14 protein-coding genes and 1 pseudogene are annotated in these 22872 nt (G+C 68.2%); 6 read left to right on the forward strand and 9 right to left on the reverse strand.

What is annotated here, in order from left to right:
- Nucleotides 1-2420: pseudogene (locus tag N1F91_RS27150) on the forward strand (hypothetical protein); the annotation flags it as partial.
- 249 nt (nt 2421-2669) lie between these two features.
- Here the strand turns inward: N1F91_RS27150 and N1F91_RS27155 are convergent.
- The 4 genes from N1F91_RS27155 to N1F91_RS27170 all read right to left on the reverse strand — a co-directional run bounded on the left by N1F91_RS27155 (nt 2670) and on the right by N1F91_RS27170 (nt 8462).
- A complete protein-coding gene (locus tag N1F91_RS27155; RefSeq protein ID WP_289996809.1) occupies nt 2670-4433 on the reverse strand; it encodes an ATP-binding protein in 1764 nt (587 codons plus the stop codon).
- A 219-nt stretch (nt 4434-4652) separates the two neighbouring features.
- Complete coding sequence (locus tag N1F91_RS27160) at nt 4653-5405, reverse strand: hypothetical protein (protein ID WP_289996810.1); 753 nt, start codon at nt 5403-5405, stop codon at nt 4653-4655.
- 335 nt (nt 5406-5740) lie between these two features.
- A complete protein-coding gene (locus N1F91_RS27165) occupies nt 5741-6493 on the reverse strand; it encodes a crotonase/enoyl-CoA hydratase family protein (protein ID WP_289996811.1) in 753 nt (250 codons plus the stop codon).
- A gap of 199 nt (nt 6494-6692) precedes the next feature.
- The gene (locus N1F91_RS27170; RefSeq protein ID WP_289996812.1) at nt 6693-8462 is read right to left on the reverse strand and encodes an acyl-CoA dehydrogenase; all 1770 of its coding nucleotides are present in this window, start codon (nt 8460-8462) and stop codon (nt 6693-6695) included.
- Between the two features lie 283 nt (nt 8463-8745).
- Between N1F91_RS27170 and ubiA the strand changes: the two genes are divergently transcribed.
- Nucleotides 8746-9729 (forward strand): 4-hydroxybenzoate octaprenyltransferase, encoded by a 984-nt coding sequence (gene ubiA, locus N1F91_RS27175; protein WP_289996814.1) that lies wholly within the window; start codon nt 8746-8748, stop codon nt 9727-9729.
- Nucleotides 9730-9903: 174 nt separating this feature from the next.
- On the opposite strand, the gene N1F91_RS27180 is transcribed toward ubiA, so the two are convergent.
- Complete coding sequence (locus tag N1F91_RS27180) at nt 9904-10458, reverse strand: DUF6101 family protein (protein WP_289996846.1); 555 nt, start codon at nt 10456-10458, stop codon at nt 9904-9906.
- A 316-nt stretch (nt 10459-10774) separates the two neighbouring features.
- Here N1F91_RS27180 and N1F91_RS27185 point away from each other — a divergent pair, with 316 nt between their 5' ends.
- The gene (locus N1F91_RS27185; protein ID WP_289996815.1) at nt 10775-11053 is read left to right on the forward strand and encodes a BrnA antitoxin family protein; all 279 of its coding nucleotides are present in this window, start codon (nt 10775-10777) and stop codon (nt 11051-11053) included.
- An 18-nt stretch (nt 11054-11071) separates the two neighbouring features.
- On the opposite strand, the gene N1F91_RS27190 is transcribed toward N1F91_RS27185, so the two are convergent.
- Nucleotides 11072-12493: an FAD-binding oxidoreductase gene (locus N1F91_RS27190; protein WP_289996817.1), complete on the reverse strand. Its 1422-nt coding sequence runs from the start codon at nt 12491-12493 to the stop codon at nt 11072-11074.
- Nucleotides 12494-12565: 72 nt separating this feature from the next.
- Nucleotides 12566-13717, reverse strand: coding sequence for an acyltransferase (locus N1F91_RS27195; protein WP_289996819.1), 1152 nt, complete (start codon nt 13715-13717; stop codon nt 12566-12568).
- A gap of 213 nt (nt 13718-13930) precedes the next feature.
- Here N1F91_RS27195 and N1F91_RS27200 point away from each other — a divergent pair, with 213 nt between their 5' ends.
- Complete coding sequence (locus N1F91_RS27200; protein WP_289996822.1) at nt 13931-14536, forward strand: isoprenylcysteine carboxylmethyltransferase family protein; 606 nt, start codon at nt 13931-13933, stop codon at nt 14534-14536.
- Between the two features lie 66 nt (nt 14537-14602).
- On the opposite strand, the gene N1F91_RS27205 is transcribed toward N1F91_RS27200, so the two are convergent.
- Entirely contained in the window at nt 14603-15598 is a 996-nt protein-coding gene (locus N1F91_RS27205; protein ID WP_289996824.1) for an L-threonylcarbamoyladenylate synthase, read from the reverse strand.
- A gap of 170 nt (nt 15599-15768) precedes the next feature.
- On the opposite strand from N1F91_RS27205, the gene N1F91_RS27210 reads away from it, so the two are divergent.
- Nucleotides 15769-16392 (forward strand): hypothetical protein, encoded by a 624-nt coding sequence (locus N1F91_RS27210; protein ID WP_289996826.1) that lies wholly within the window; start codon nt 15769-15771, stop codon nt 16390-16392.
- 22 nt (nt 16393-16414) lie between these two features.
- Here the strand turns inward: N1F91_RS27210 and N1F91_RS27215 are convergent, their stop codons facing one another.
- A complete protein-coding gene (locus N1F91_RS27215) occupies nt 16415-19249 on the reverse strand; it encodes a glycine--tRNA ligase subunit beta (RefSeq protein ID WP_289996828.1) in 2835 nt (944 codons plus the stop codon).
- Between the two features lie 273 nt (nt 19250-19522).
- On the opposite strand from N1F91_RS27215, the gene N1F91_RS27220 reads away from it, so the two are divergent.
- A complete protein-coding gene (locus N1F91_RS27220) occupies nt 19523-22843 on the forward strand; it encodes a caspase family protein (protein ID WP_289996830.1) in 3321 nt (1106 codons plus the stop codon).
- The last annotated feature ends 29 nt before the right edge of the window (nt 22844-22872 follow it).

Genomic DNA, 22872 nt, shown 5'->3' on the forward strand with positions numbered 1-22872 from the left:
CAGCAGGCGGCGGCGGCGAGGAGGCCGGCGGCGGCGGCGGCTTCGGCGCGTCCTCGTCGGGCTCGGCGGGCGGTGGCGGCGGCGGCGGCGGCGGCCGCGGGCTGTCGATCCTCACCACGGACGGGGTGGTCGCGATCGGCGACACGGTGACCGGCGGCAGCGGCGGCGACGGCGGCAGCGGCAGCAGCGGTCTCTATGCCGATGGCGGTGCGGGCGGCGGTGGCGGCATCGGCGTGGTGTTTGCCGGCACCGGCTTGCTCACGGTCGAGGGCAGCATCACGGGCGGCGATGGCGGCCATGGCGGCGACGGCGGCTATGCCGGGTCGGGCGGCGCCGGCGGCACCGGCCTGCGCGTGAGTCAGGGCAGCGCCACGGTATACGTCAATGGGAATGTTTCCGGCGGAAACGGCGGCGCCCGCGGCACCAGCAGCTACACGCCGACCAAGTCGATCGACGGGCCGGGCGGTGCCGGCATCGTCGGCGCCGACCTCACCCTGGTGCTCGGCCCCGACGGCAGCATCAGCGGCGGCCTCGGCGGCGACGCCCTCACCCGCGCCAACGCCGTGGCCTTCACCGGCGGCGCCAACAGCTTCGAACTGCAGGCGGACATTTCGGGCGTCGTCGGCAATGTCGTCGCCGACGGCACCGACGACGTGTTCCGGCTCGGCGGCAGCAGCACCCGCAGTTTCGACGCCGCGCTCATCGGCACGCAGTACACCGGCTTTGAAAGCTTCGAGAAGGTCGGCGCCGGAACCTGGACGCTGACCGGCACGCCGGGCGCGGCGACCGCCTGGTCGGTCACGGACGGCACGCTGGCGCTGCCCGGCACCATGGCCACCGACATCGCCACCTCCGGGCCGGGCTCCTTCGCGCTGCAGGGCGGCACGCTCGACGGCACGCTCGACAATGGCGGCACCACATTTGCCCATGGCGCGATCACCGGCGCGATCGGCAACGCGGCGACCGGGAGCTTCCACCTCGACGGCGACCTGACGGCCGGCGGCCTCATCACCAATGACGGGCTGTTCACCGCGTCCGGTTCGGGCGCGGCCGGCCGCTTTACGGTGAGCGGCGGATCGGGCTTCGTCCATGGCGGAACGATCTCGCTCAGCCAGACCGGCGGCATCGTCGGCGACGTGCTCGACCTGACGGGCGCCGGCCTCTTCGAGGGCGGCGCGGACAGCGCACTCGTCCTCGACATCGACCTGTCGAACAGCGCCGCCGCCGCTTCCGACGAGCTGCTGCTCGGCGACAGCAGCGGCACGCTCGCGCTGCGCTTCGACCCCGACCCCGCCCGCTACGGCGCGCTGACCGCCGGCCTGCGCGTGGTGCAGACCGCCGACGGCGCCCTGCAGGCCACGGCGACGGGTCTGCAGGATCGCGGCCTCGTCAGCTACGCCCTCGAACAGATCGGCACGGACTGGTACGTGACCAGCCGCCTCGACGCCGCGCCGCTCGGCGGCATCGTCGCCGGCATGCAGAGCGTGCAGAGCCTCACCGACGCCGCGCTGCGCCCGGTGGCGCCCGACGCCGCCGGCTCGTGCGCTGCCGGCGTCCATGGCAGCGTCCATGGAGGCACGCAGGACGTTGCGGCCGCGACATCAGCGGGCGATGGCGGGCACGCCCGGTCGGACGTGACGCTGAACCATGGCGGCGCCCGGTTCGATGTCTACTCCGGCTGCCTCGACACCGGCCGGGGCGACGCCACGATCCGGCTCGGCGTCGTCGGCGGTTTCGACACCGGCACGGCGCTGTACCGGCAGGCGCTGGCCGGCGATACCGTGCTGACGTCGACCACCGATTTTTCGACCGGCCATGCCGGCGTCCAGGCGCAGCTGCGCGCGGGCGGCTTCATCGCCGACGGCCGGTTCGGCTATGACAGAACCGGCTTCGACGTCACGGCCGCCATTGCCGGCGGACCGGGCGCCATCATCGACGGCCAGGAGACCAGCGCGCAGCGCCTCACCGCCGCCGGCTCGGTCGGCTACGTCTTCCGGTTCGGGGATGTGACGCTGACCCCGTCCGCCGGCCTGGGCTTCTCGCATGCGCAAACCGGCCCGATCCGGCTGGCCGACCTCGGCGGCCGCCTCGATTTCGCCGATCGGAACGCGGTGACGGCCTTCGGCGGCCTGGAACTCGCGGCCACTTCCGCGCTGGCCGACGGCCGCGGTTCGGTCCGCTCCTTCGCCTCCGCGATGCTGCATGAGGATTTCAGCAGCGCCCGGTCCTTCACCTACAGCGACGACGTCAACGGCGCGACCGCACTCGAAACCGCCATCGCCAGCACCCGGGGCATCCTCAGCGCGGGGCTGGCCTATGCGGGCGGCGGAGGGGCGTCGGTGGAGATTCGCGGCGATCTCAGCTTTTCGGGTGGCGAGATGGGCGGCGGAGTCGCGCTGAGGGCGGGGGTGGGGTTTTGATTGCATCGCAGGACGCGCGGAGGGCGGAGGGGGGCCGGTCAGCAGCGTCCCATGAGGAATTGGATCGTATCGGGGGGCATAGGCACGGCAGGTTGCGACGCCACTTCGGTCGTTCTCAGATATGCTGCGGCATTGCTAAAGCCGCCACTCGGAGCGCAACCGACTGTCGGTAAAGACCGGCCGTTTCCGAACCGAGACCGTATATTGACGAACGCAATCGACGGCAATGTTTCATCTGTTTGGATAGGCTTATCGACTGGACAGCGAAGCTATCAGCCACGCCAACTCCGTGCGTGCTGACGAAATGATACTAGCGTACGAGTGCAGCGAAATCGAATCGAGCAGATTGCGAGTGTCGAGTGCCCTGACACGCCCCTTGCCGACCAACACAATGTCCATGGTAGCAGTAGATGATAGCCGAGCCGATAGGTCGTCTCGATACTGCTCAGCCTGGGATATGTCGCGGCGGGTGATGTTGTGAGATGGACGCTTGAACTCGATTAGCAAGTATTTGTCGCCGTAGTCTTGAGACAAAAGAAGGTCGGGGCGCTTCGCAGCTCGATTACCTTTGAAGGCCACATTGCAATAGGCCTCGATAACGGTTTGCAGGGTGGCATTCGAGGACATCACCGAATACTTGCGGCCAAGAAGCCACAGGTTTGTCTCGAATGCCTTATGGGCGTCTTTCTCGAGAGTATCCGGATTTTGGACGAGCTGATCCAAGAAGCTGAGGAATTCCAGCCTGTGCGAGGCTTGTGCGCCGATGGTGGCGAGTTCGATAAGACCGAACTCCTCCAGCGACTCCGCGAAGGAACCAACATCGCCCTTGCTCAACTTCCCGATGCGGTCGAGAACTGCCCAATAGGCATCATGCTCCATGGCATCAAGAGCGACATCGGCGATAGTAGTGATGCGATCCTCGCTCTCGCCGTAAAACTTCTTCAGTATGCGGTTGAGGGCATCTTCTGCATATCTGCGACGATATTCCGGCAACTGTGCAAGACGATGGTTTATCTGCTTCTGAAGGCGAGCTTTCTGGAGACTTATATCTTTCGCATGGGTCTCCTTTAGCCCGGTTTTGACCTGCGCCTGAACGAATTTTCGCGCCTCTTGGTAGGCCTTGCTATTCTCCAAGACGCTTCCCCAGTCTGCTGTGACGAAGTCCTCAATCCCCGACAGTTCGACTTCGCCGTAGACGCGCCTCGCAAGCTTGGACGGGATCTCCTCGTCCTCGTCTAGGCCGAACAGCATCGGCTTCCCGACCGCCTTGCCATCGACCTTCAAGATAATTCCTGGCGATCGCGGCGGGCGCTTCCCGTCAGCGATCGTGAAGCTCAGAGTTACCTCCCCAACGGTCGGTAGTTGGGCAGTCGTTTGAGTGCTCGATCCCGGCACATCCTGCACAGAAAGTGGCAGGCCGTTCACGAAAACCTTGAAAGCGTCCTCCCGTCCATATTCGTAGATGAGAACTTCGCGCAAGCGGTCGGGAGTTGGAAAGTTCAGTCGACTGTCGAGTTCGGTCAACGTAACTGTCGTTCCACTAACGAGATCATCGATCTGCTCTTCGAGAAACGACAAAGGCACAGCCTCAAGGTCTTTCTGGTTCTCGACCAATTCGTTCTTGTCGATTAAAAGCGTACATCTGCGCCGCCGCGCCACCGTGACAACTTCCATCCGACTGGCAATCGTCAGGCCGGCGAACTTGCCGATCCCCTTACGTCCCTTGACCTTCCGGCTGAACTTGGTTGTTCGTTCGCCAGTACGGGTCCTTTTGTCGCTTGCGATGTTCAGGTATTCGCCTCGAACCTCTGACGCCGTCATCCCCGTGCCGTCGTCGCGGACTATCACTGCATCACCGGCTAGAGGCTCCGGAAGGAAGATCCAAACATTATTGGCATCGGCGTCCCAGGCGTTGTCGACGAGTTCTTTTAGCGCCGCTTCGCTAGATCGATACGTTTCACCTAGAACTCGTGTCAGACGCGTGTTCACCGCAAAGTGCGCGAACTCCTTCACTCATCTCCCCCCCGGTGCTGACCGTTGCAACAATTTGTATAGCAGCCAATTTCAACGATGCCTAATTGGAGGGGGGGCCCGTTCACCAGACGCCTTCCAACAAAGTCGGCCCCCAGTTGAAGAAATCATGTCTCGCAGCGGTAGTCTAACACTGTTGTGGGAAAAATATGCAGCATGTCACTGACCACACCTATCGGCCCGCTGCAGCACGACTGGCCGTCAAGACCTCGGCGAAACATCAACGCCGAGGGGCCAGACGTTCCCCGCTCCATTGGAAGGACGCCGAAAAGGTGTACGCGGTATTTTCGCTAAATCAGGAGATACGGCAGCATAAATACTCTGCCGCTTTCGCTGCTTCCAAGCATTGGCCTTGGCTTGACCATGAGATTTTCCTTCTCCATGTTTTTCCCAGAACAGGGGGATTGGCTTGTTCTGAATGTTTTCTACATCAAATGTTAGAATGACGTCTGTTCTCTTTCCTCGCCAATTGCAATAGTGATAGTGACGCAAGTTGTGGTTTTCGGCTTCCAGATAGTCGCGCTCACCGCCGATTTTCAATATAAACTGAAGTATCACTTTGTCGCGATCAGGGATACAAATCCAGTATCGCTCGAAAGATTCCAAGAACCCGCCATGAATCTCATCGACGCGGGTGATGATCCGTACCTCCATCAGGCTTTGCAAAGCCCGAGGATTCAGAACAGGCGGATTTTTTACCCTTTCGAAGTATTCTAACGCTTCTCGAAGTTGAGAGGTATCAAGAGCCCACAGGACGCCCCCGTCCTCCGAAATTCTGGCCAAATCGTCAGAATACTCTTCGTGATTATTAGAAATCCGCGCATGATGCTGAATTTCATTAAGGTGGCTCAAAAATCTGAGGGTGCGAGCGCTTTCAGAGTGTATTTCTGAACCTTCAAAATGTCGAGCAAGCCTGTGGTGCTTCATAATTAACTCAATCAGAGGCTCGATCATCGCCGATTTTTACCAATTGATGACGGCAGGTCAAATTGCTGCTCTAGATGGGACCGTTATTTCCTAGAGTTATCGAGCGTTTCGAATAAATGACGGCTTATCTCTTTGCTGGTGATGTCGCCAGCGATCGACACTCAAATAGGGTTGAGTGACCGACTATGCGACTCGTGCGGCGGTACCTAACTGTGAGCTTTGTCAGTTCGGCCGTCTGAAACCGGCCAGTCCGCTATCTACCCCTTTGTCCCCAATCATCCCTCGGCCCGACCGCCATCGCTATCCAGACGTTTTCGAACCGGCTCGACGGTCCGGGACCGCGCACGAAACCGCGCCGTTCCCTACCCCTTCTTCCGTCCCATGAACGCCATGAAGGCCTCTCGGGCCTCGTCGGATTTCAGCCGCGCGCGGAAGTGGCGGCCTTCTTCCTCGATGCGGGCGACGAGGGTGTCGCGGTTGCCGAGCATCAGGTCGCGGGCGATCTTCAGGGCTTCGGGGGGGCGGGTGGCGAGGGTCTGGGCCAGCGACAGCGCCTCGGCTTCGAGGTCGGCTTCCGGCACGACGCGGTAGATCAGGCCGGCGGCCAGCGCGCGGTCGGCGGAAAAGCCCTCGCCGAGGCCGAGCAGGGCGAAGGCCTGCTGGCGGCCGAGGGTGGCGGGGGCGAGCAGGCTGGAGCCGGCTTCCGGCACGAGGCCGAGATCGACGAAGGGGGTGCGGAAGATCGTGCGCGGGGTGGCGAGCGTCAGGTCGCAGTGCAGGTTGATGGTGGTGCCGATGCCGACCGCGATGCCGTCAACGGCCGAAACGATGGGCTTCTGCGAACGGGCGAGGCCGATGAGGAAGTCGTAGACCTCCATGCCGCCCTCGCCGCCCATGGCCACCGCCATGAAATCGGCGAGATCGTTGCCGGACGAGAAGGCGCCCGGCACGCCGAGGAAGAGGTGGACGCGGATGGCGGGATCGGCGTCGCCTTCGGCGAGCGCCGCGGCCATCGTGGCGTACATGGCCCGCGTGATGGCGTTCTTCTTGTCGGGACGGTTCATCCGGATCGCCTGCACGGCGCCGTGGCGGGTGATTTCGACGTGGTCGGTCATGGGACGGGTCCTCCGTGCGTGTTTGGCCTATGATTCAGACAGCTTCGGGCAGGTTGCGCTCTGTCGCGCGCTCCTCTGATCGGCACGGCGGGACAGGACACGCATGTCGCGCTCCGTCGCGCCCCCCTCTGCCCTGCCGGGTAGGGCGAGGGGGGCGACGTAGAGCGCGGCGGTGCAAAACCACATCGCTACCCAACCCTCACCCCAGCGCCTTCGCAGCCTCGGCCAGGCTTTCGGCCCCTTCCATCACGCGCTCCTTCAGCGCAGCGGTCTCGCCGGCGAGGTTTTCGGCGTGGAAGCGGCAAAGCGCGATGCGGTCGGCCTCCTTCGACGCCACTGCGCCGCGGCCGAGCATGGCGGCGGACGCCGCGAGCGCGAACAGGCGCAGGTAGGGCGTGGCGCCGGCGAGCGCTTCCTGCATGCGGCCCGAGGCGAGGCAGTCCTGGAGGAAGCGGGTGGTGGCTTCGAGATCGTCGATGGCGGCGGCGATCTTCTCGGGGGAGCGGCCGAAGGCCGGCAGGTTGGAGGCGCGGACGGCCTCGGCGTCGGCGCGCAGTTCGGCGATGAAGCCGTGCACGTGCTCGCCGCCCGACAGCGGCAGCTTGCGGGTGACGAGGTCGATGGCCTGGATGCCGTTGGTGCCCTCGTAGATCGGGGCGATGCGAGCGTCGCGGTAGAGGACGGCGGCGCCCGTCTCCTCGATGAAGCCCATGCCGCCATGGACCTGGACGCCGATCGAGGCGACGTCGACGCCGATGTCGGTGGCGAAGGCCTTGGCGACGGGGGTGAGCAGATTGGCGCGGTCCTGCCAGTGGCGCGCCTCGTCGCCAGACGTCGCGCGGCCCATGTCGGTGGCGTGGGCGCAGGAATAGGCGATGGCGCGGGCGGCCGCCGTCAGCGCCTTCATGGTGAGGAGGTTGCGCTGCACGTCGGGGTGCAGGACGATGGGCGCCATGCCCTCGCCCGTGTAGCCCGCTGCCTTGCCCTGGCGGCGGTCGGTGGCGTAGGCGTGCGCCTTCTGCCAGGCGGCCTCGGCGATCGCCACGCCCTGCATGCCGACGGCCAGGCGGGCGTTGTTCATCATGGTGAACATGCAGGCCAGCCCCTTGTTCTCCTCGCCGATCAGCCAGCCGACGGCGCCCGGCGCGTCGCCGAACCTGCCGTCGCCATAGATCATGGTGCAGGTGGGCGAGCCGTGCATGCCGAGCTTGTGCTCGATGGAGGCGCAGAAGACGTCGTTGCGGGCGCCGGGATTGCCGTCCGCGTCGGGAATGAACTTCGGCACCAGGAAGAGCGAGATGCCGCGCGTGCCGGCCGGCGCGTCGGGCAGGCGGGCAAGCACGAGGTGGACGATGTTGTCGGTGAAGTCGTGCTCGCCATAGGTGATGTAGATCTTCTGGCCGAAGACCCGGTAGGTGCCGTCGCCTGCGGGCTCGGCGCGGGCGCGCAGGGCGGCGAGGTCGGAACCGGCCTGCGGCTCGGTCAGGTTCATGGTGCCCATCCACTCGCCGGAGACGAGCTTCGGCAGGTAGAGCTGCTGGAGCGCGTGGGTGGCATGCTTTTCAAGCGCGTCGACGGCGCCCATGGTCAGCGTCGGCCCGAGCGCGAAGGCCATGGAGCCGGCGTTCCACATTTCGAGCGCGGCGACGCCCAGCATCTGCGGCAGGCCCTGGCCGCCGAATTCCTCCGGACCGGACAGCGCGTTCCAGCCGCCCTCGCGCCAGCGGGTGTAGAGGTCCGCCCAGCCCTCGGGCGTGGTGACGGCGGCGTCGGCCCAGACGGCGCCCTGCGTGTCGCCGATCTTGCCCGCCGGCGCGACCTCCTCGCCGGCGAAGCGGCCGGCCTCCGACAGGATGGCGTCGACGAGATCGCTCGACAGCTCGGGAAACACGCCGGCGTCGATCGCGGCGCGCAGGCCGGCGATCTCGTTCAGCGCGAAGGAAATGTCCTCGATGGGGGCACGATACATGGGGCAGTTCCTCCCGGATGCGGCCGTGACCCGACGGGCCGGCCCGTTGTGCTTGCGACGCGCGGACCACGAAGGCCGGGCGTGTCTGTGCTCGATATGGAGCGGCACGACGCTGCCGCAACCTTGCGCCGATGGCTAGTGCCATTTGACGTTTACGTCAATTCGTCGCGCGACAGGGCGGCGAAGATTCCGGCCGGCTGAAAGGCGGAAGGCAGGCGCCCGGCCAGCGGCGCGGCGCCGGCTCGCCTTGACGCCCGCGCCCTGCCCTGCCACTCAATCGGCCATGGACAGCATCCAATCCCGCGAGACCCAGGGCCGGGTCGCCGACGCGCCGACCGGCCACTGGGTCTACCGCGCCCTGCCGCGATGGCTATGGCCCTATGCGCAGCTGGCGCGCTGGGACCGGCCGATCGGCTGGCAGCTTCTGATGTGGCCGTGCTGGTGGTCGGCGGCGCTGGCGGCGATCGCCTATGCGCGACCGGGCGAGCCGCTGATGACGCTGCTGCCAAATCCTTGGCATCTCCTGCTGTTCTTCCTCGGCGCCTTCGCCATGCGCGGGGCGGGCTGTACGTTCAACGACATCGTCGACAAGGGCATCGACGAGGCGGTGGAGCGCACGCGTTCTCGGCCGCTGCCGGCCGGCAAGGTGACGCGCAAACAGGCCTGGGTGTTCCTCGTGATCCAGTCGCTGGCGGGGCTCGCGGTTCTCGTCCAGTTCGACAGCTTCGTCATCCTGCTCGGCGTGGCGTCGCTGGCGATCGTGGCGGTCTACCCGTTCATGAAGCGGATCACCAACTGGCCGCAGCTGGTTCTGGGGCTCGCCTTCTCGTGGGGCGCGCTGATGGGCTGGGCGGCGGTGTTCGGCGACGTCGACCCGGCCTCGCTGTTCCTCTACGGCGGATCGATCCTGTGGGTGATCGGCTACGACACGATCTATGCCCACCAGGACAAGGAGGACGACGCGATCGTCGGCGTGCGCTCGACCGCGCGGCTGTTCGGCGACAGGACCAAGCCGGCGCTGATCGCGCTCTATGGCGGGGCACTGCTCATGATGGGAGCGGCCTGCGCCTCGGCGATGGCGCCGTTTCCGGCGCTGGCCGGCCTGCTGGCAGCCGGCGCGCACATGATGCGCCAGGTGCAGGCGCTCGACATCGACGATCCGGACCAGTGCCTGGCGCTGTTCAGGTCGAACAACACCGTGGGCTGGCTGATCTTCCTCGGCTTCGTCGGGGGCGGGATCTGGATGGCGATCAGCCCGCTGGTCTGAGTGTCTGATCCAAAAGTCGCCATACCGGGCTGCAAATCGCGCTTTCTGCGCTTCCGGTGCTCACGTCCCCGAATGTACGCTCCGCTCCGGTTCTCGAAATCGCTATTTTCGCCTCGGCCTGGCGCTTTTTGATTCAGACACTGAGAAACGCCGGACGGACGCCGGGCGCCCCGGTCAGTTGCGGGCGATGATCTCCTCGCCCTTCACCACCAGGCGAAGGCCGAGATCGCCCTTGCGGCGGCGGGCGAGAAAGCGCGGCCGGCGCGGCTGCGATCCGACCCGCTTGCGCCGGTCGACCGGACGGGCGGTGGTGAGGGACGATTCCAGCGAGCGGGCGACGCCGTCGGCCTCGATCAGCAGCATCGGCAGCTTGAGCACCTCCGACCAGGCGCGCCAGTCGGCCGCCACGTCGTCGAGATCGTCGGCGACGAGAAGCGGCACGCAGAGCATCGGATCGGCGTGGTGGAGTTCGAGCGTGACGGTGACGTTGCCCAGGCCATCCTCGATGGCGCGGGCGGCCACGCCCTGGAAGGTGCGCGCCGGCAAAAGCAGCGACACCGGCAGCCCCGACCGCTCCAGAATGCGGCGCATGACGGCGCCGCGCCGGTCGATCGTCACGGTGACCTCGCCGAGGTCGTCGCGGGACGCATAGCTCGTCATCTGGGGCAACCGGAACGGGTCGAGCCGCATGTTGCGGCCGGCCCAGCCGGGCTTGGTCACCGAGTTCATCATTACGCCTTCCTGCAATCCCTGAGAGCCGAATTCGCGGTCCTCGCGGGCCGATTTGCTCGGCCTCGTATGGGTTGCAGACTAGCGGGGGGGACTTACCGCCGGCCTTAGAAGTTCGGTTAAATTTTGCTAGCGCGGGCGATGGTTAGCGGAATGCCACCAGAACGCGAAGAATTGCGCAGGGGCCGGACGGGAGGTGGAAAGCGTATCGTCGTCCCCTCTACACTTTTCGTGTACATTCAGGACAGGCGAATAAACTCGGCTGCCATGCGTCGTCCGAGAGCGTCGTGCAACAATGCATGGAAAGGAGGCCGCCATGAGCGAGCCGGATACCAGGCGGGCATCGCTCGCCGACATAAGGCGGATGAAGGAGGCCGGTGAACTCCATCACGATGCGGCTTCGCCCGACGGCGAGAGCCTGGGAGCGGCGTTCCGGGCGAATGCGGAGATCGAGGAACCCAAGCGACCTCGTTCGGTCCATCTGAAGCTCGATCCGGACGTGTTCGAGTTCTTCCGGCAGCAGGCGGGCGGCAAGGGGCATCTGACGAAGATGCAGAACGTGCTGAAGGCCCATGCCGACGCGCATCGGCGGTGAACCGCCGGATGCTGCCGGTCAGATGACCTTGCCCGGGTTCATGATCCCCGCCGGGTCGAAGCTCGCCTTGATGCGGCGCATCAGGTCGGTGGCGACGGGGGACTGGGTGGCGAGAAGTTCGTCGCGCTTCATGCGGCCGATGCCGTGTTCGGCCGAGATGGAGCCGGAAAAGTCGCGCACGACGGCGTGGACGATATCGTTCAGCTCGCGGTAGCGGGCGAGGAAGGCGGCCTTGTCGCCGCCTTCCGGCTGCGAGACGTTGTAGTGCAGGTTGCCGTCGCCCATGTGACCGAAGGTGACGAGGCGGGCGCCGGGCGCGGCGGCGAGCACGGCCCGGCCGGCCTTCTCGATGAAGGCCGGAATCGCCGCCACCGGCACCGAGATGTCGTGCTTGATGGAGGCGCCTTCCGGCTTCTGCGCGTCGGACATCGCCTCGCGGATGGCCCAGAAGGCGTGGGCCTGGGACAGGTTCTGGGCGATGACGGCATCGTCGGCGAGGCCGGCCTCGAAGCCTTCGGCGAGGATCTCCTCGATCAGGGCGCGGGCATCTTCGGCCGAGCGGCCGGACGAGATCTCCATCAGCACCAGCCAGGGGTGGGCACCGGGCAGAGGCGCGGCGAGGCCCGGCGTATGGCGCACGGAGAAGCCGACGGAGATCGCCGCGCAGAGCTCGAAGGCGGTGAGGCCGGAGCCGGCGCGGTCGAGCGCCAGCGAAAACAGCGACAGCGCCCTGTCCGGCGAGGCAAGGCCGACCCAGGCGACCTCGCGGCCCTTCGGCTTCGGCACGAGCTTCAGCACGGCGGCGGTGATGACGCCGAGCGTGCCCTCCGCGCCGACGAAGAGGTTCTTCAGGTCGTAGCCGGTGTTGTCCTTCTTCAGCTTGCGCAGATCGTCGAAGACCTCGCCGGTGGGCAGCACCACCTCGACGCCGAGGCAGAGCTCGCGGGCATTGCCATGGGCGAGCACGCCGGTGCCGCCGGCATTGGACGAGAGATTGCCGCCGATCTGCGCCGAGCCCTGCGAGGCGAGCGACAGCGGGAAGAGCCGGCCCGCGGCATCGGCCGCCTCCTGGACGCGCTGGAGGACGACGCCGGCCTCGACCGTGATGGTGCTGGAGGCGACGTCGAGTTCGCGGATGCGGTCGAGACGCGACAGCGACAGGACGATCTCGCCGCCCGACATGTCGGGCGTGCCGCCGCCGACGAGGCCGGTGTTGCCGCCCTGCGGCACGACCGGCGTGCGGCTCTCGCTGGCCAGCGCGAGGATCCTCGAGACCTCGTCGACGGATCCCGGCCTGAGCACGAGGCCGGTGCGGCCGGACCACAGACCGCGCGGCTCGGTGACGTGGGCGGCGATTTCGGCCTCGGCGGTCAGCGCGTGGCGTTCGCCGACGATGGCGGCGAAACGGGCGAGGAGATCGGGCGAGAGGATGGCGGTCATGGGTGGTCCCGGAATGGCGCGGTGCACAATCGCGACGTCGCGCCGGAGCGCCTCGCGATCGCCCCGAAGCGGCTATGCATGCCTGAGGTCGTCGGCTTTTGGCAGACCGTCGGCCGCAAGCGGATTTCCGTCTTCGGGAGACACGCCGGGGGAGGCGGGCTTCGGCGACAGGAGCTTTTCTCGAAGCCAGGCCTGCGCCGGCACCTCGAAATATCGGTAGACGGGGATGCTCACCGCGATCACGGTGCCGCAGAACACGGCAAGCGTCGCGGGCTCAGCCACGACATCCTGCCACCCGAGCGCCGCGATGGTCATCTTCATCATCATCAGAATGGGCATGTGGGTGAGATAGGTGGCATAGGTTATCGCGCCTATCCAGCCCAGTGATCGCGGAACGGGCGGCAGCGAGAAGTCCATGCAGACGAGCCCGGCGATCGCGATCGGCAGGCAGACGATGGTGAGCACGGTGGAAAGCCGATCGATCTGGCCGGACCGCACGACGGCAGCGGCAATCGCGACGCTCAACGAGACGAGGGCCACGCCGAGCAGCAGCATGGACCGTTTCGACAGGCGCCTGGCCAGCCAGGCCACGGCGAGCGAGGCCGCAACGCCGAGAAAGAACAGCCCGACACAGTAGACGATGACATTGGCGGACAGCAGCCACCAGACGATGCCGGCGCATGCGATGGCCAGAGCCGCCGGCACGTTGCGCGAGGCCGTGAGGACATAGGCGGCGAACATCGCATAGGCGATGATCTCGACCGAGACGCTCCATATCGGGCCGTTGAAGGAATCGCCGACCTGGAAACCCCAGCTGGAGGCGAAGAAGAGCTGCAGGACGAAGTGATACGCGTCGTTGTTCTCGTAGACCTGGTGCGTACCGAAGACGGCAAAGCTCAGAGCCTGGATGGCCGCGACGAGCAGCAGCGTGGCGAGATGCAGCGGATAGAGGCGGGAGAAGCGACGTATCGCGAAATCGCGCAGGCTGAAGCGCACGTCCTCGCGGCAGTAGGTGACGGCGAACACCACGCCCGACAACACCCAGAAGGCCTGCACGGCGACCCCGCCATAGTCGTAGAAGGGCCAGAGCAGGGCATAGAGCGGAAGCCGGTCGGCCATGAGCGGGTTCCACAGCGGCGGATCGAAGAGCCACCGGTAATGGACCAGCACCACGGCCAGGGCTGCGACGCCTCGCGCGAGATCGATGTGAGTGAGACGAGGCAAGGCTGGACCCTCTGGCAGAACCGCGAGCCAACAGCGGCGACATCACGCTGTCAAGGTGAAGCGGCGCTTCCGCAACGGTTCGCTCCGCCGGAACGCCCCCGCCCGGTGCCGCGCAGGGCGCAGCCCCGTCGGGCGCTGCGACAAGGAGCGTGCTTGCTCCCGGCTAACGAATGGCGCCATACCACCCGCTTCCGAACGTGAAGGAAAACCGCGATGTCCGTCGAAGCCTTCCACCAGCGTACGCGCATCCGGCTGCTGCAGGCCGGAGGGGTGGCGCTCGGTCTGCTGCTGCTTGCGGGACAGCCGCGCTGGACCGGCGCGGTTCACGAGCGGCTGGAGTTCCTCGGCTTCTGCCTCGTGGTGGCCTGCATTGCCGGACGCCTGTGGAGCATCCTCTATCTCGGCGGGCGCAAGAACAGGTCGCTGGTGGTGGAGGGGCCGTATTCGATGACCCGCAATCCGCTGTATGTCTTCTCGACCATCGGCGCCGTCGGCGTCGGGCTGATCTACGGCTCGGTCGTGGTGGCGCTGCTGCTCGGCGTGCTCAGCGCTTGGGCGTTCTTCCTGACCGCCCGCAAGGAGGAAGCCTATCTGCGCGAGGCCTTCGGGCAGCCCTATGCGACCTATGCCGCGCGGACGCCGCTGTTCTGGCCGCGCCCCTCGCTCTACCGCGACTCGGCGGAGGTCTCGTTCTCGCCGAAGGTCCTGAAGCAGACGTTTCTCGACGGGCTGGTGTTCCTGGCGATGTTCCCCGCACTGGAAGCAATCGAGTGGCTGCAGGCCGAGGGCGTGCTCAAGGTGTTCTTCCACTTCGCGTAGCGGGTGGCGTTCGGCATCGGCGAACAGCCGGGCGAACGGCGCGAAGGCTCAGCCGCGCGGGGCGGCTCAGCCGCGCGGGGCGGCGGCGCGGGAGAGGCGATCGGCGATGGCTTCGCCGAGGCCCTCAGTGGGGACCGGCTCGACGGCGATGACAGCGGCGCCGGAAGCGTCGAGCGCAATCAGCATCGCAAAGAGGTTGGCGGCGGCCTCGCGGAGGCTGCCCGCAGGCGACAGGTTGGCCACGGCCAGGGCATTCTCCGCGCCGGGGATGCGGACGGGGCCGAAGGCGAGCAGCGCCTCCCCTGCCCCGACAGCGGATGCACCGAGCCGCACGGCGGCGCGCGGCGCGTAGTGCGAGGCGAGCATGCCCGGCGCCTCGACCGCCGCGCCCGGCGCTTCGCCGGCCCGGGCCCAGCCGTCAGGCGCAGACAGGGCGCGCCGCAGCGGCATCCCGGCGACGGCCTCGATGTCGGATGCGGCAACGCCGCCCGGCCGGAGCAGGCGGAGTTCTCCGTTCTCGACCTTGACGATGGTGGATTCGATCCCGACCGGCGTCGGCCCGCCGTCGACGACGAGCGGGATGCGGTGGCCGAGATCGGCGGCGACGGCCTGCGCACTGGTGGCCGAGACGCGGCCGGACGAATTGGCGCTGGGCGCGGCGAGCGGCCGGCCGGTGGCGGCGACGAGGCTGGCGGCGAAGCCGACGGGCATGCGCAGGCCGACGGTGTCGAGCCCCGCCGTGACCAGCGGGCTGATGCCGGCATCCTCGCGCAGCGGCACGACGAGGGTGAGCGGGCCCGGCCAGAAGGCATCGGCCAGCTTCCGCGACAGCGGGTCGAGGATGCCGATGCGGTCGGCCATGGCGCGGTCGGCGACGTGGACGATCAGCGGGTTGAAGCGGGGGCGCCCCTTGGCCTCGTAGATGCGCGCCACCGCCTGCCCGCTGGTGGCGTCGGCGGCGAGGCCGTAGACGGTCTCCGTGGGCAGGGCGACGGGCAGGCCGGCGAGGATCAGCTCGCTCGCGCGGGCGAGCGCCTGCGCCTCGGGAACGATGTCGGCCATGGCATTTTCCTTTCGCCGCGCTGCCTATCGCGCGCGCCGGATGGCCGCAAGTAACCCAGCGTCATCGTTTCATTAATCGTTCGAATGGTAAGGACATACGGAACGGTATGGTCAATTCCGCATGGCAGTGTGTTCGAGTGTGCGTTCCGCAAGGGGCAGAGCGTGATTTCATGAAGCTTCCAAGGGCGGCACTGGTCACGGCCGGTCTCCTGCTTGCGCAGCAGGCGCAGGCGGCGTCCTTCGTCGTGCTCGGCGGCGAGCCGGTGGCGAATGCGCGCTCCGTGATGGTGCTGGGCGAACCCGCCGCACCGCGCCTTGCCGTGGCGGCGCGGGCAGCGCCGCCGCCCGACCGCAGCATCGAGACCTCCGCGCTGCGGCCGACGCAGCCGGCTGCGGCCGAAGCCGTTGCGGACGCTGCCCCGGCCGAACCCGACCCGCGCTACGTCGTCGCCTGGCCGCCGGTGCTGTCGCGCTCGATGGTGGCCTTCGGCGTGCCGTTGCCGGCGGAGACGCAGAAGGTGGCGCTGGCGCCGCGCTCGCCCTTCAGCCTGCCCGCGGTGTTCCGCGCCGGGCTGGCGGGCGACGCGTTCCATGCCGCCCCGACGCCCGCGCGCGCCGCGGTCGAAGAGGAGCCGACGAAGGACAAGGCGGCCAAGCGACCGGCCGAGCCGGACGCTCCCGCCGTGGCCACGAACAAGGACACGGCGCCGCTGAAGCCGCAGGACAAGACGCCCGCCCCCGCCGCGCCGCCCTCCGTGCCGGCGACGCCGCCGCCGGCGATGCGGCTGGAATAGGCTCCCGGTCCGGCCGGACGACTCAGCCGGCGATCTTCGAGAAATCCGCCACCTGGCCGGTCGCGCCGCGAATGCGGGCGAGCAGCGCCAGGCGGTTGGCGCGCACCGCCTCGTCCTCGGCATTGACCATGACAGCCTCGAAGAAGGCGTCGATCGGTGCCCGCAGCACCGCCAGCGCCCGCATCGCGGAGGCGAAATCCTCCTCCGCGATCGCTGCCGCCGCCTCGCGCTCGGCGGTTTCGACGGCGGCATGGAGGGCCACTTCCGAGGGCTCGGACAGGAGCGCGGGGTCGACACGACCGGCGACGCGGGTGCCCTTCTTCTCCTCGGCGGCAAGAATGTTGGCCGCGCGCTTCGTGCCGGCGACGAGGTTCTTTCCATCCTCGGTGCCGAGGAGATCGGACAGGGCCTCGACGCGGCGGACGATCATCAGGAGGTCGTCGTTGTTCGAGCTCACGGCCGTGCGCTCACTTCGCTCGCTAGCCTGATTCTTCTCGTCTTGCGCGCCTGCGGCGTCGCGGTGATGGGCGGCCTGGCCGGCCGACGCCCGGTCGGGCTTGCGGCCTTCGGCCGGCGAGGAGGTCGCGGCGGGTGGAGCGCCGATCTCCCCCCTTGTGGGGGAGATGCCCGGCAGGGCAGAGGGGGGCGTCGTGGAGTGCAAGCGGTCGACGTCGTAGGGGATGGAGGGCTGGGGGGTGAGTTCAGCCTGGTTCTCGGAAGTTTGGAGAGGTCGAGCGGAGGCGCCCCCCTCTGTCCTGCCGGACATCTCCCCCACAGGGGGGGAGATCGGCGCTCCGCCGCCGGCGAGCACGGCATCGATGAGGTCGTGCCGGGCGCCTTTGTCGCGGAGATAGACTTTCAGGCGGTCGTGGAAGAAGGAAAGGAGGTCGAGAGCTTCGACGTCAACGGATCCTGTTCCGACAGGGGTTCGCTCCCTCAGTTTTGGGCCAGCACCCTTCAAATCCAAATCGACGAGCCACTGATGGCTTTCGATCGTCTCGATGAGCGATGAACTTAGTCCATTCTCCACGACGATCCTGATCACCCCCAGCGCCGCCCTGCGCAGCGCGTAGGGGTCCTTACTCCCCGTCGGCTTCTCGTCGATGGCCCAGAAGCCCACCAGCGTGTCGAGCTTGTCGGCAAGGGCGACGGCCACCGCCACCGGGTCGGTCGGGACGGTGTCGGTGGGGCCCTGCGGCTTGTAGTGGGCTTCGAGTGCCGCGGCGACGGCGGGGTGTTCGCCCTGCAGCAGCGCGTATTTGCGGCCCATGGCGCCCTGGAGTTCGGGGAACTCGCCGACGATCTCGGTCTGGAGATCGGCCTTGGCGAGGATCGCGGCGCGGCGGGCGAGCTTTGCAATCTCCCCCCTTGAGGGGGAGATGTCGCCGGAGGCGACAGAGGGGGGTGAGGACGGTCCTCGCGAGGCACCCCCCTCTGCCCTGCCGGGCATCTCCCCCTCAAGGGGGGAGATCACGCTCGCCGGGAGAGACGTTGCGATCTCCTCCGCCAGCCTGGCGATGCGGGCGACACGTTCGCCCTGCGTGCCCAGCTTGGCGTGGAAGGTGACGCCGAGGTGGTCGAGGCGGGCCATGCGCTGGTCGAGCGGCTTCTTCAGGTCGAGACCGAACTTCTCGGCCGAGGGCTGCAGCGCGGCGAGGTCGGGCAGGTCGGCCTGGTCGGTCTTCCAGAAATGCACGGCGTCGGAGAGGCGCGCGCGCACCACCTTGCCGTTGCCATGGACGATCTCGGCGCCGCCGTCATCGGCCTCGATGTTGGCGGTGAGGATGAAGCGGTTGGCCAACGGTGAAGGTCCGATCTCCCCCCTCGTGGGGGAGATGCCCGGCAGGGCAGAGGGGGGCGTGACGGACTGAGAGGTCGGCGGGACAGCGCCCCCCTCTGTCGGCTGCGCCGACATCTCCCCCACGACGGGGGAGATTGAGCGTCGAGTCACGAAGCACTTCTGGTTCGCCCGGATGGTCAGGCGCACCACTTCCGGCGGGATGGCGAGGTATTCTTCCTCGAAGGAGCCCATCAGCACGACCGGCCACTCGACAAGGCCGGCGACCTCTTCCAGGAGGCCCTCGTCCTCGACGAGGTCGAGGCCGTTGGCGAAGGCGAGGTTGCGGGCGTCGGAGAGGATGATCTGCTTGCGGCGCTCGGCATCGAGCACGACCTTCGCCGCCTCCAGCGAGGACACGTAGTCGTCGAAGCGGCGCACGATGATGGGATCGGGAGCGTGGAAGCGGTGGCCGAAGGTGACGTTGCCGGAGCGCAGGCCGTCGATCTCGAAGTCGACCACCACCGGCTCGGCGGTCTCGGGGCCGAAGGTGCAGAGGATCGACTGCAGCGGGCGCACCCAGCGCAGGCTTTCGGAGCCCTTCGCGATCTCGCCGTAGAAGCGCGGGTCGCGCGGCGCCGAGGCTGCGCCCCAGCGCATCGACTTCGGCCAGGGGAAGTCGCGGATGATGCCGGGCATGAGGGCAGCGATGATGTCTTCCGCCGCGCGGCCGGGCTTCTCGATCACGGCGACGTAGAAATCGCCCTTCTTCGGGTCGGACTGGACGGACAGCTCGTCGATGGAGGCAAGGCCGGCCTTGCGCAGGAAGCCCTGCACGGCCTGTTCGGGCGCCTTGACGGGCGGGCCCTTGAGCTCTTCGCGCACGTCCTTCGACCGGGCGGTGACGCCGCGGATGTCGAGCGTCAGCCGGCGCGGCGTCCAGTATTCGCGCGCCGCCTCGTAGGTGAGCCCCGCCTCGACGAGACCGTCCGTCACCATCTTGCGAAGGTCGCCCGCCGCCTTGCGCTGCATGCGGGCGGGAATCTCTTCGGAGCGGAGTTCGAGCAGAAGATCGGGCATCAGAGCACCTCCACCCGCATGCCGGTTCCTGCCTTGCGCGTCCTCGCGCCTGCGGCGCTGCGGGCGCGCGGGCGGGCGGGAATCTCTTCGGAGCGGAGTTCGAGCAGAAGATCGGGCATCGGATGGGTACTCTGATGAAGAAGGCCGTCAGCCGTGCGCTCTAGCAACTCCGTCCGCCGATGTCACCAGCGCGCGGGCGCGAGGGGTTTTCGTCGGGCGCGGGGGTTGGCAGAATGGCCGCGACCGGCGGTGACGGCAGGGCGGGAGCGGACGATGGCGGAATGGCTGACGGGGAATGGCGCAGGGCGGCTGGTGCGGGCGCTTGCCGCCGCCGCTTGCGTGGCCCTGGTCCTTCCAGCGCCGAAGGCCGCGGCGGCTGCCGCCTGCGCCGACATCGACGCATCGGTGCTGCGCGACGCGGCGCAGGTGGCGATCGAGGCGGAGGCGCCCGTGCGCAGCGGGGCGCCGTTTCGCCTGACATGGAGCGTGCCGGCACCGGCGTGCGACGGTCCGGCCTTCCTCGTCGTAGCGCTTCCGCCACGCGTGCGGCTTTCTGGCGACGGCTTCATGGCGCTGGCGCCGGGCGAGCCGGCGCCCTTCGGGATCGAGCATGCGATCGACCGGCTTCGGCTGTTCGTGCCGCTGCACCTGGCGGAGGCGCGGCACGGGACGGCGCTGGTGACGCCCTTCCTCACCGGGCGCATCGAGGCGCAATGGGCGCTGGCGGTGCCGGGACGGACGGCCGTGCCGGCCGGACTGATCGATCGCCCCGTCGCGCCGGGCGAACCGAAGATCGTCGTGCAGGACAGTTTCGCGGCCGACGTCCCGATCGAAAGCCGGGCCAGCGGCGATGGAGACTACAGGCTGGCGGTGTTCGACGGCCATTTCAGGGTGACCGACGCACTGACCGGCGCGCAGGTGATCGCCGCCGAAGGATACCGGCCGACCTTCTCGCCGACGGGGCGCTTCCTGCACTGGTTCGGCGACATGGCCTCGCAGCTGCGGGTGTTCGACCTCGTCGCGGAGAGCCTGGTGCTCGAGCTCGATCCGCAGGGGGTGGGCGGGCGCGGCACCTTCGTGCAGGGGGTGCAGTGGTCGCCGGGCGACAGCTTCATGCTCGCCGCCTACGAGGCGGCCGGGGCGATCGGCTTCCTCGAAACGCTCACCGGCCGCGGCTATCGCTACCACGCAGAAGGCTGCGGCGCCTGCGACCCGACCGAAGAGGCGGTGGTGGAGGTGGAGGCGGAGAACACGCTGGTGCGGCTGGGATCCCATGATCCGGAGGTGGCCTACAGCCTGGTCTTCGACCGCAAGCTGATCGACGACGTCAATGGCGACGAGCCGTTCGCCGCCGCGGACGCCGCGGCGCATGTCGTGTCGCCGCGACCGACGCTCGGCTCGGCCGGGCGCGGCCTTTCGACCTGGCGCCTGAACGGCGATCCGCGGGCGAGCCTGTCGCCGCTCGACGGGGTGCCGCTGCTGCTGGACGAGACGGGCGACGGCAGCCCGGAGACGAGCGGAGCCGGCACGCTGGCCGCCGCTGCGGACGGGACGGTGCTGCGGGCCGCGGCACGGCTGCGGCCCATCGAGCGGTTCAACCGGGCAAGCCGCATCGCCGACCGGCTGGCGGCGCTCGGCATCGGCTATCGCGGGCAGGCGGCGCTGGCCTTAGACCGCGTGACCTTCGAGAGCATGAAGGACGACGCCGACGACGAGGCTGAGTATCGCGTCGCTTCGGGATCGGCCGCGCGGGCGCGGCGGCTCGCGGATGCGGCGCTGGCGGCGCGCTTCGATGCGGCGGCGGCGACGCTGACGATGGACAGCGAGGACAGCGAAGTCTACGCCGCCTGCACCACGGTCGGCCGCAGTTCGGAAGCGCGGGTCTGGAGCCTGACCTACCAGGACAGGCTGCGGCAGATCGTGCAGTTCCACTGCTTCGTCAGCACGGGGGCCTTTCCCGAGGGTGCGGCCTACCTGCTGGAGGAGAGCGCCGGCGGGGTTGCCGTCACGCTGATCGGGCAGACGCTCGACGGCGACATGCTGGCCTTCGACCCGCGCCATGCCGACGACCCGGACGTCCGGGCCGATACGGAGGACGCGGGGGACGCGCCGGACGAACTCCTCGACATGACCTTCTACGACGAGCTGCGGGTCTTCCGCCCGGACGAGCGGCACGCGGCGCTTCTCAACAGCCGCGGCGAACTGGCGCTGCTCGACCTCGCCGACCGCTCCGTGCCGTTCCGCCATGCGCGGCTGGAGGGCTTCGCCAATGTCGCGGAGATCGCGCTGTCGGAAGACGGACGGCACCTCGTGCAGGTCAATGCGGACGGGCGGTTCTTCGTCCACGCGATCGGCTCCGGCGAGACGGTGCTGGCCGGGCGCTTCGTGGACGACGAGGTGGTGGCCTATGGTGCCGGCTACCGGTTCGAGGCGACGCCCGAAGGCGCGCGCCACGTGCACCTGAAGTTCCCGGGGGACCGGAACCTCTACGAGCTCGCCCAGTTCGGCGGCACGCTCGCGACGCCAGGCCTGGTGGCGCAGACCCTCAAGGGCGACGCCCGCCCCTCAGCCGCGGCCGCGCCCGGCGTTCCGCCGCGCCTGACGCTCAGGACCCGGGCGGGCGATACGCCGGGCCAGGTGATCCTCGAAGCATCGGCAACGGGCGAAGCGGGGCTGGCGCGGCTGGCGATCTTCCGCGACGGGCGGCCGGTCGAGGTCGTGGCGCTGTCGGGGCGGGAGGCCGCGGTGGAGCGGGCCGTGGCCGTGGCGCCGGAGACGCGGGCGATCTCGGCGCGGGTGTTCGACGAGCGCGGGCTGGCGAGCCTGACCGTGGACGCGCCGGCGCCGGTCATCGCACAGTTGCGGCCGCGCGGCAGGCTCTTCGTGCTGGCGGTGGGCACGGACCGCTACGACGACCCGGCCATCGGCGACCTGCGCTATGCCGTGCAGGACGCCCGCCGCTTCGCCGCAGCCGCGGCAGCGGGATCGCCCTACTACGCCGGCGTCGAGACGGAGGTGATCGCGGATGCGGCCGGGCTGGCGGCAGTGCTGCCTTCGCGGCTCGACGCGATCGCTGCGCGCATGGGAGCGGACGACACGCTGTTCCTGCACGTCGCGGGGCACGGGCTGGTGGACGAGGCCGGCGCCTTCCGGCTGGCCGACCGCGGCACGCGGCTCGACGGGCTGGCGCGGACGGCGGTGGGCATGGACGAGGTGTCGGCGGCGCTGCGGCGGCTGCCCGGCCGGGCCTTCCTGTTCCTCGACGCCTGCCACTCGGGCGCCGCCGGGACGGCCAGCAACGACGTGGCCGTGGAGGAACTGCTGGCGGAAGGCTCGGCCGCCGTGGCGGTGCTGTCGGCATCCAAGGGCCGCCAGTTCAGCCTGGAAGGACCGGGCTTCGACGGCGGGGCGTTCACGGCGGCGCTGGCGGCGATCTTCTCGGACCGCGCCGCCGCGGATTCGAATGGCGACGGCGCGCTCGACTTCGACGAGCTCTACGGCGCGCTGAAGCGGCGCGTGGTGACGCAGACGGGCGGCCGCCAGACGCCCTGGGTCGCGCGCAGCGGCCTCACCGGGATCACGCCGCTTATGTGAGGCCGGCCCTCCGGCCGATGACGATACCC

The sequence above is a fragment of the Aquibium sp. ELW1220 genome, assembly GCF_030398385.1.
GTDB lineage: Bacteria > Pseudomonadota > Alphaproteobacteria > Rhizobiales > Rhizobiaceae > Aquibium.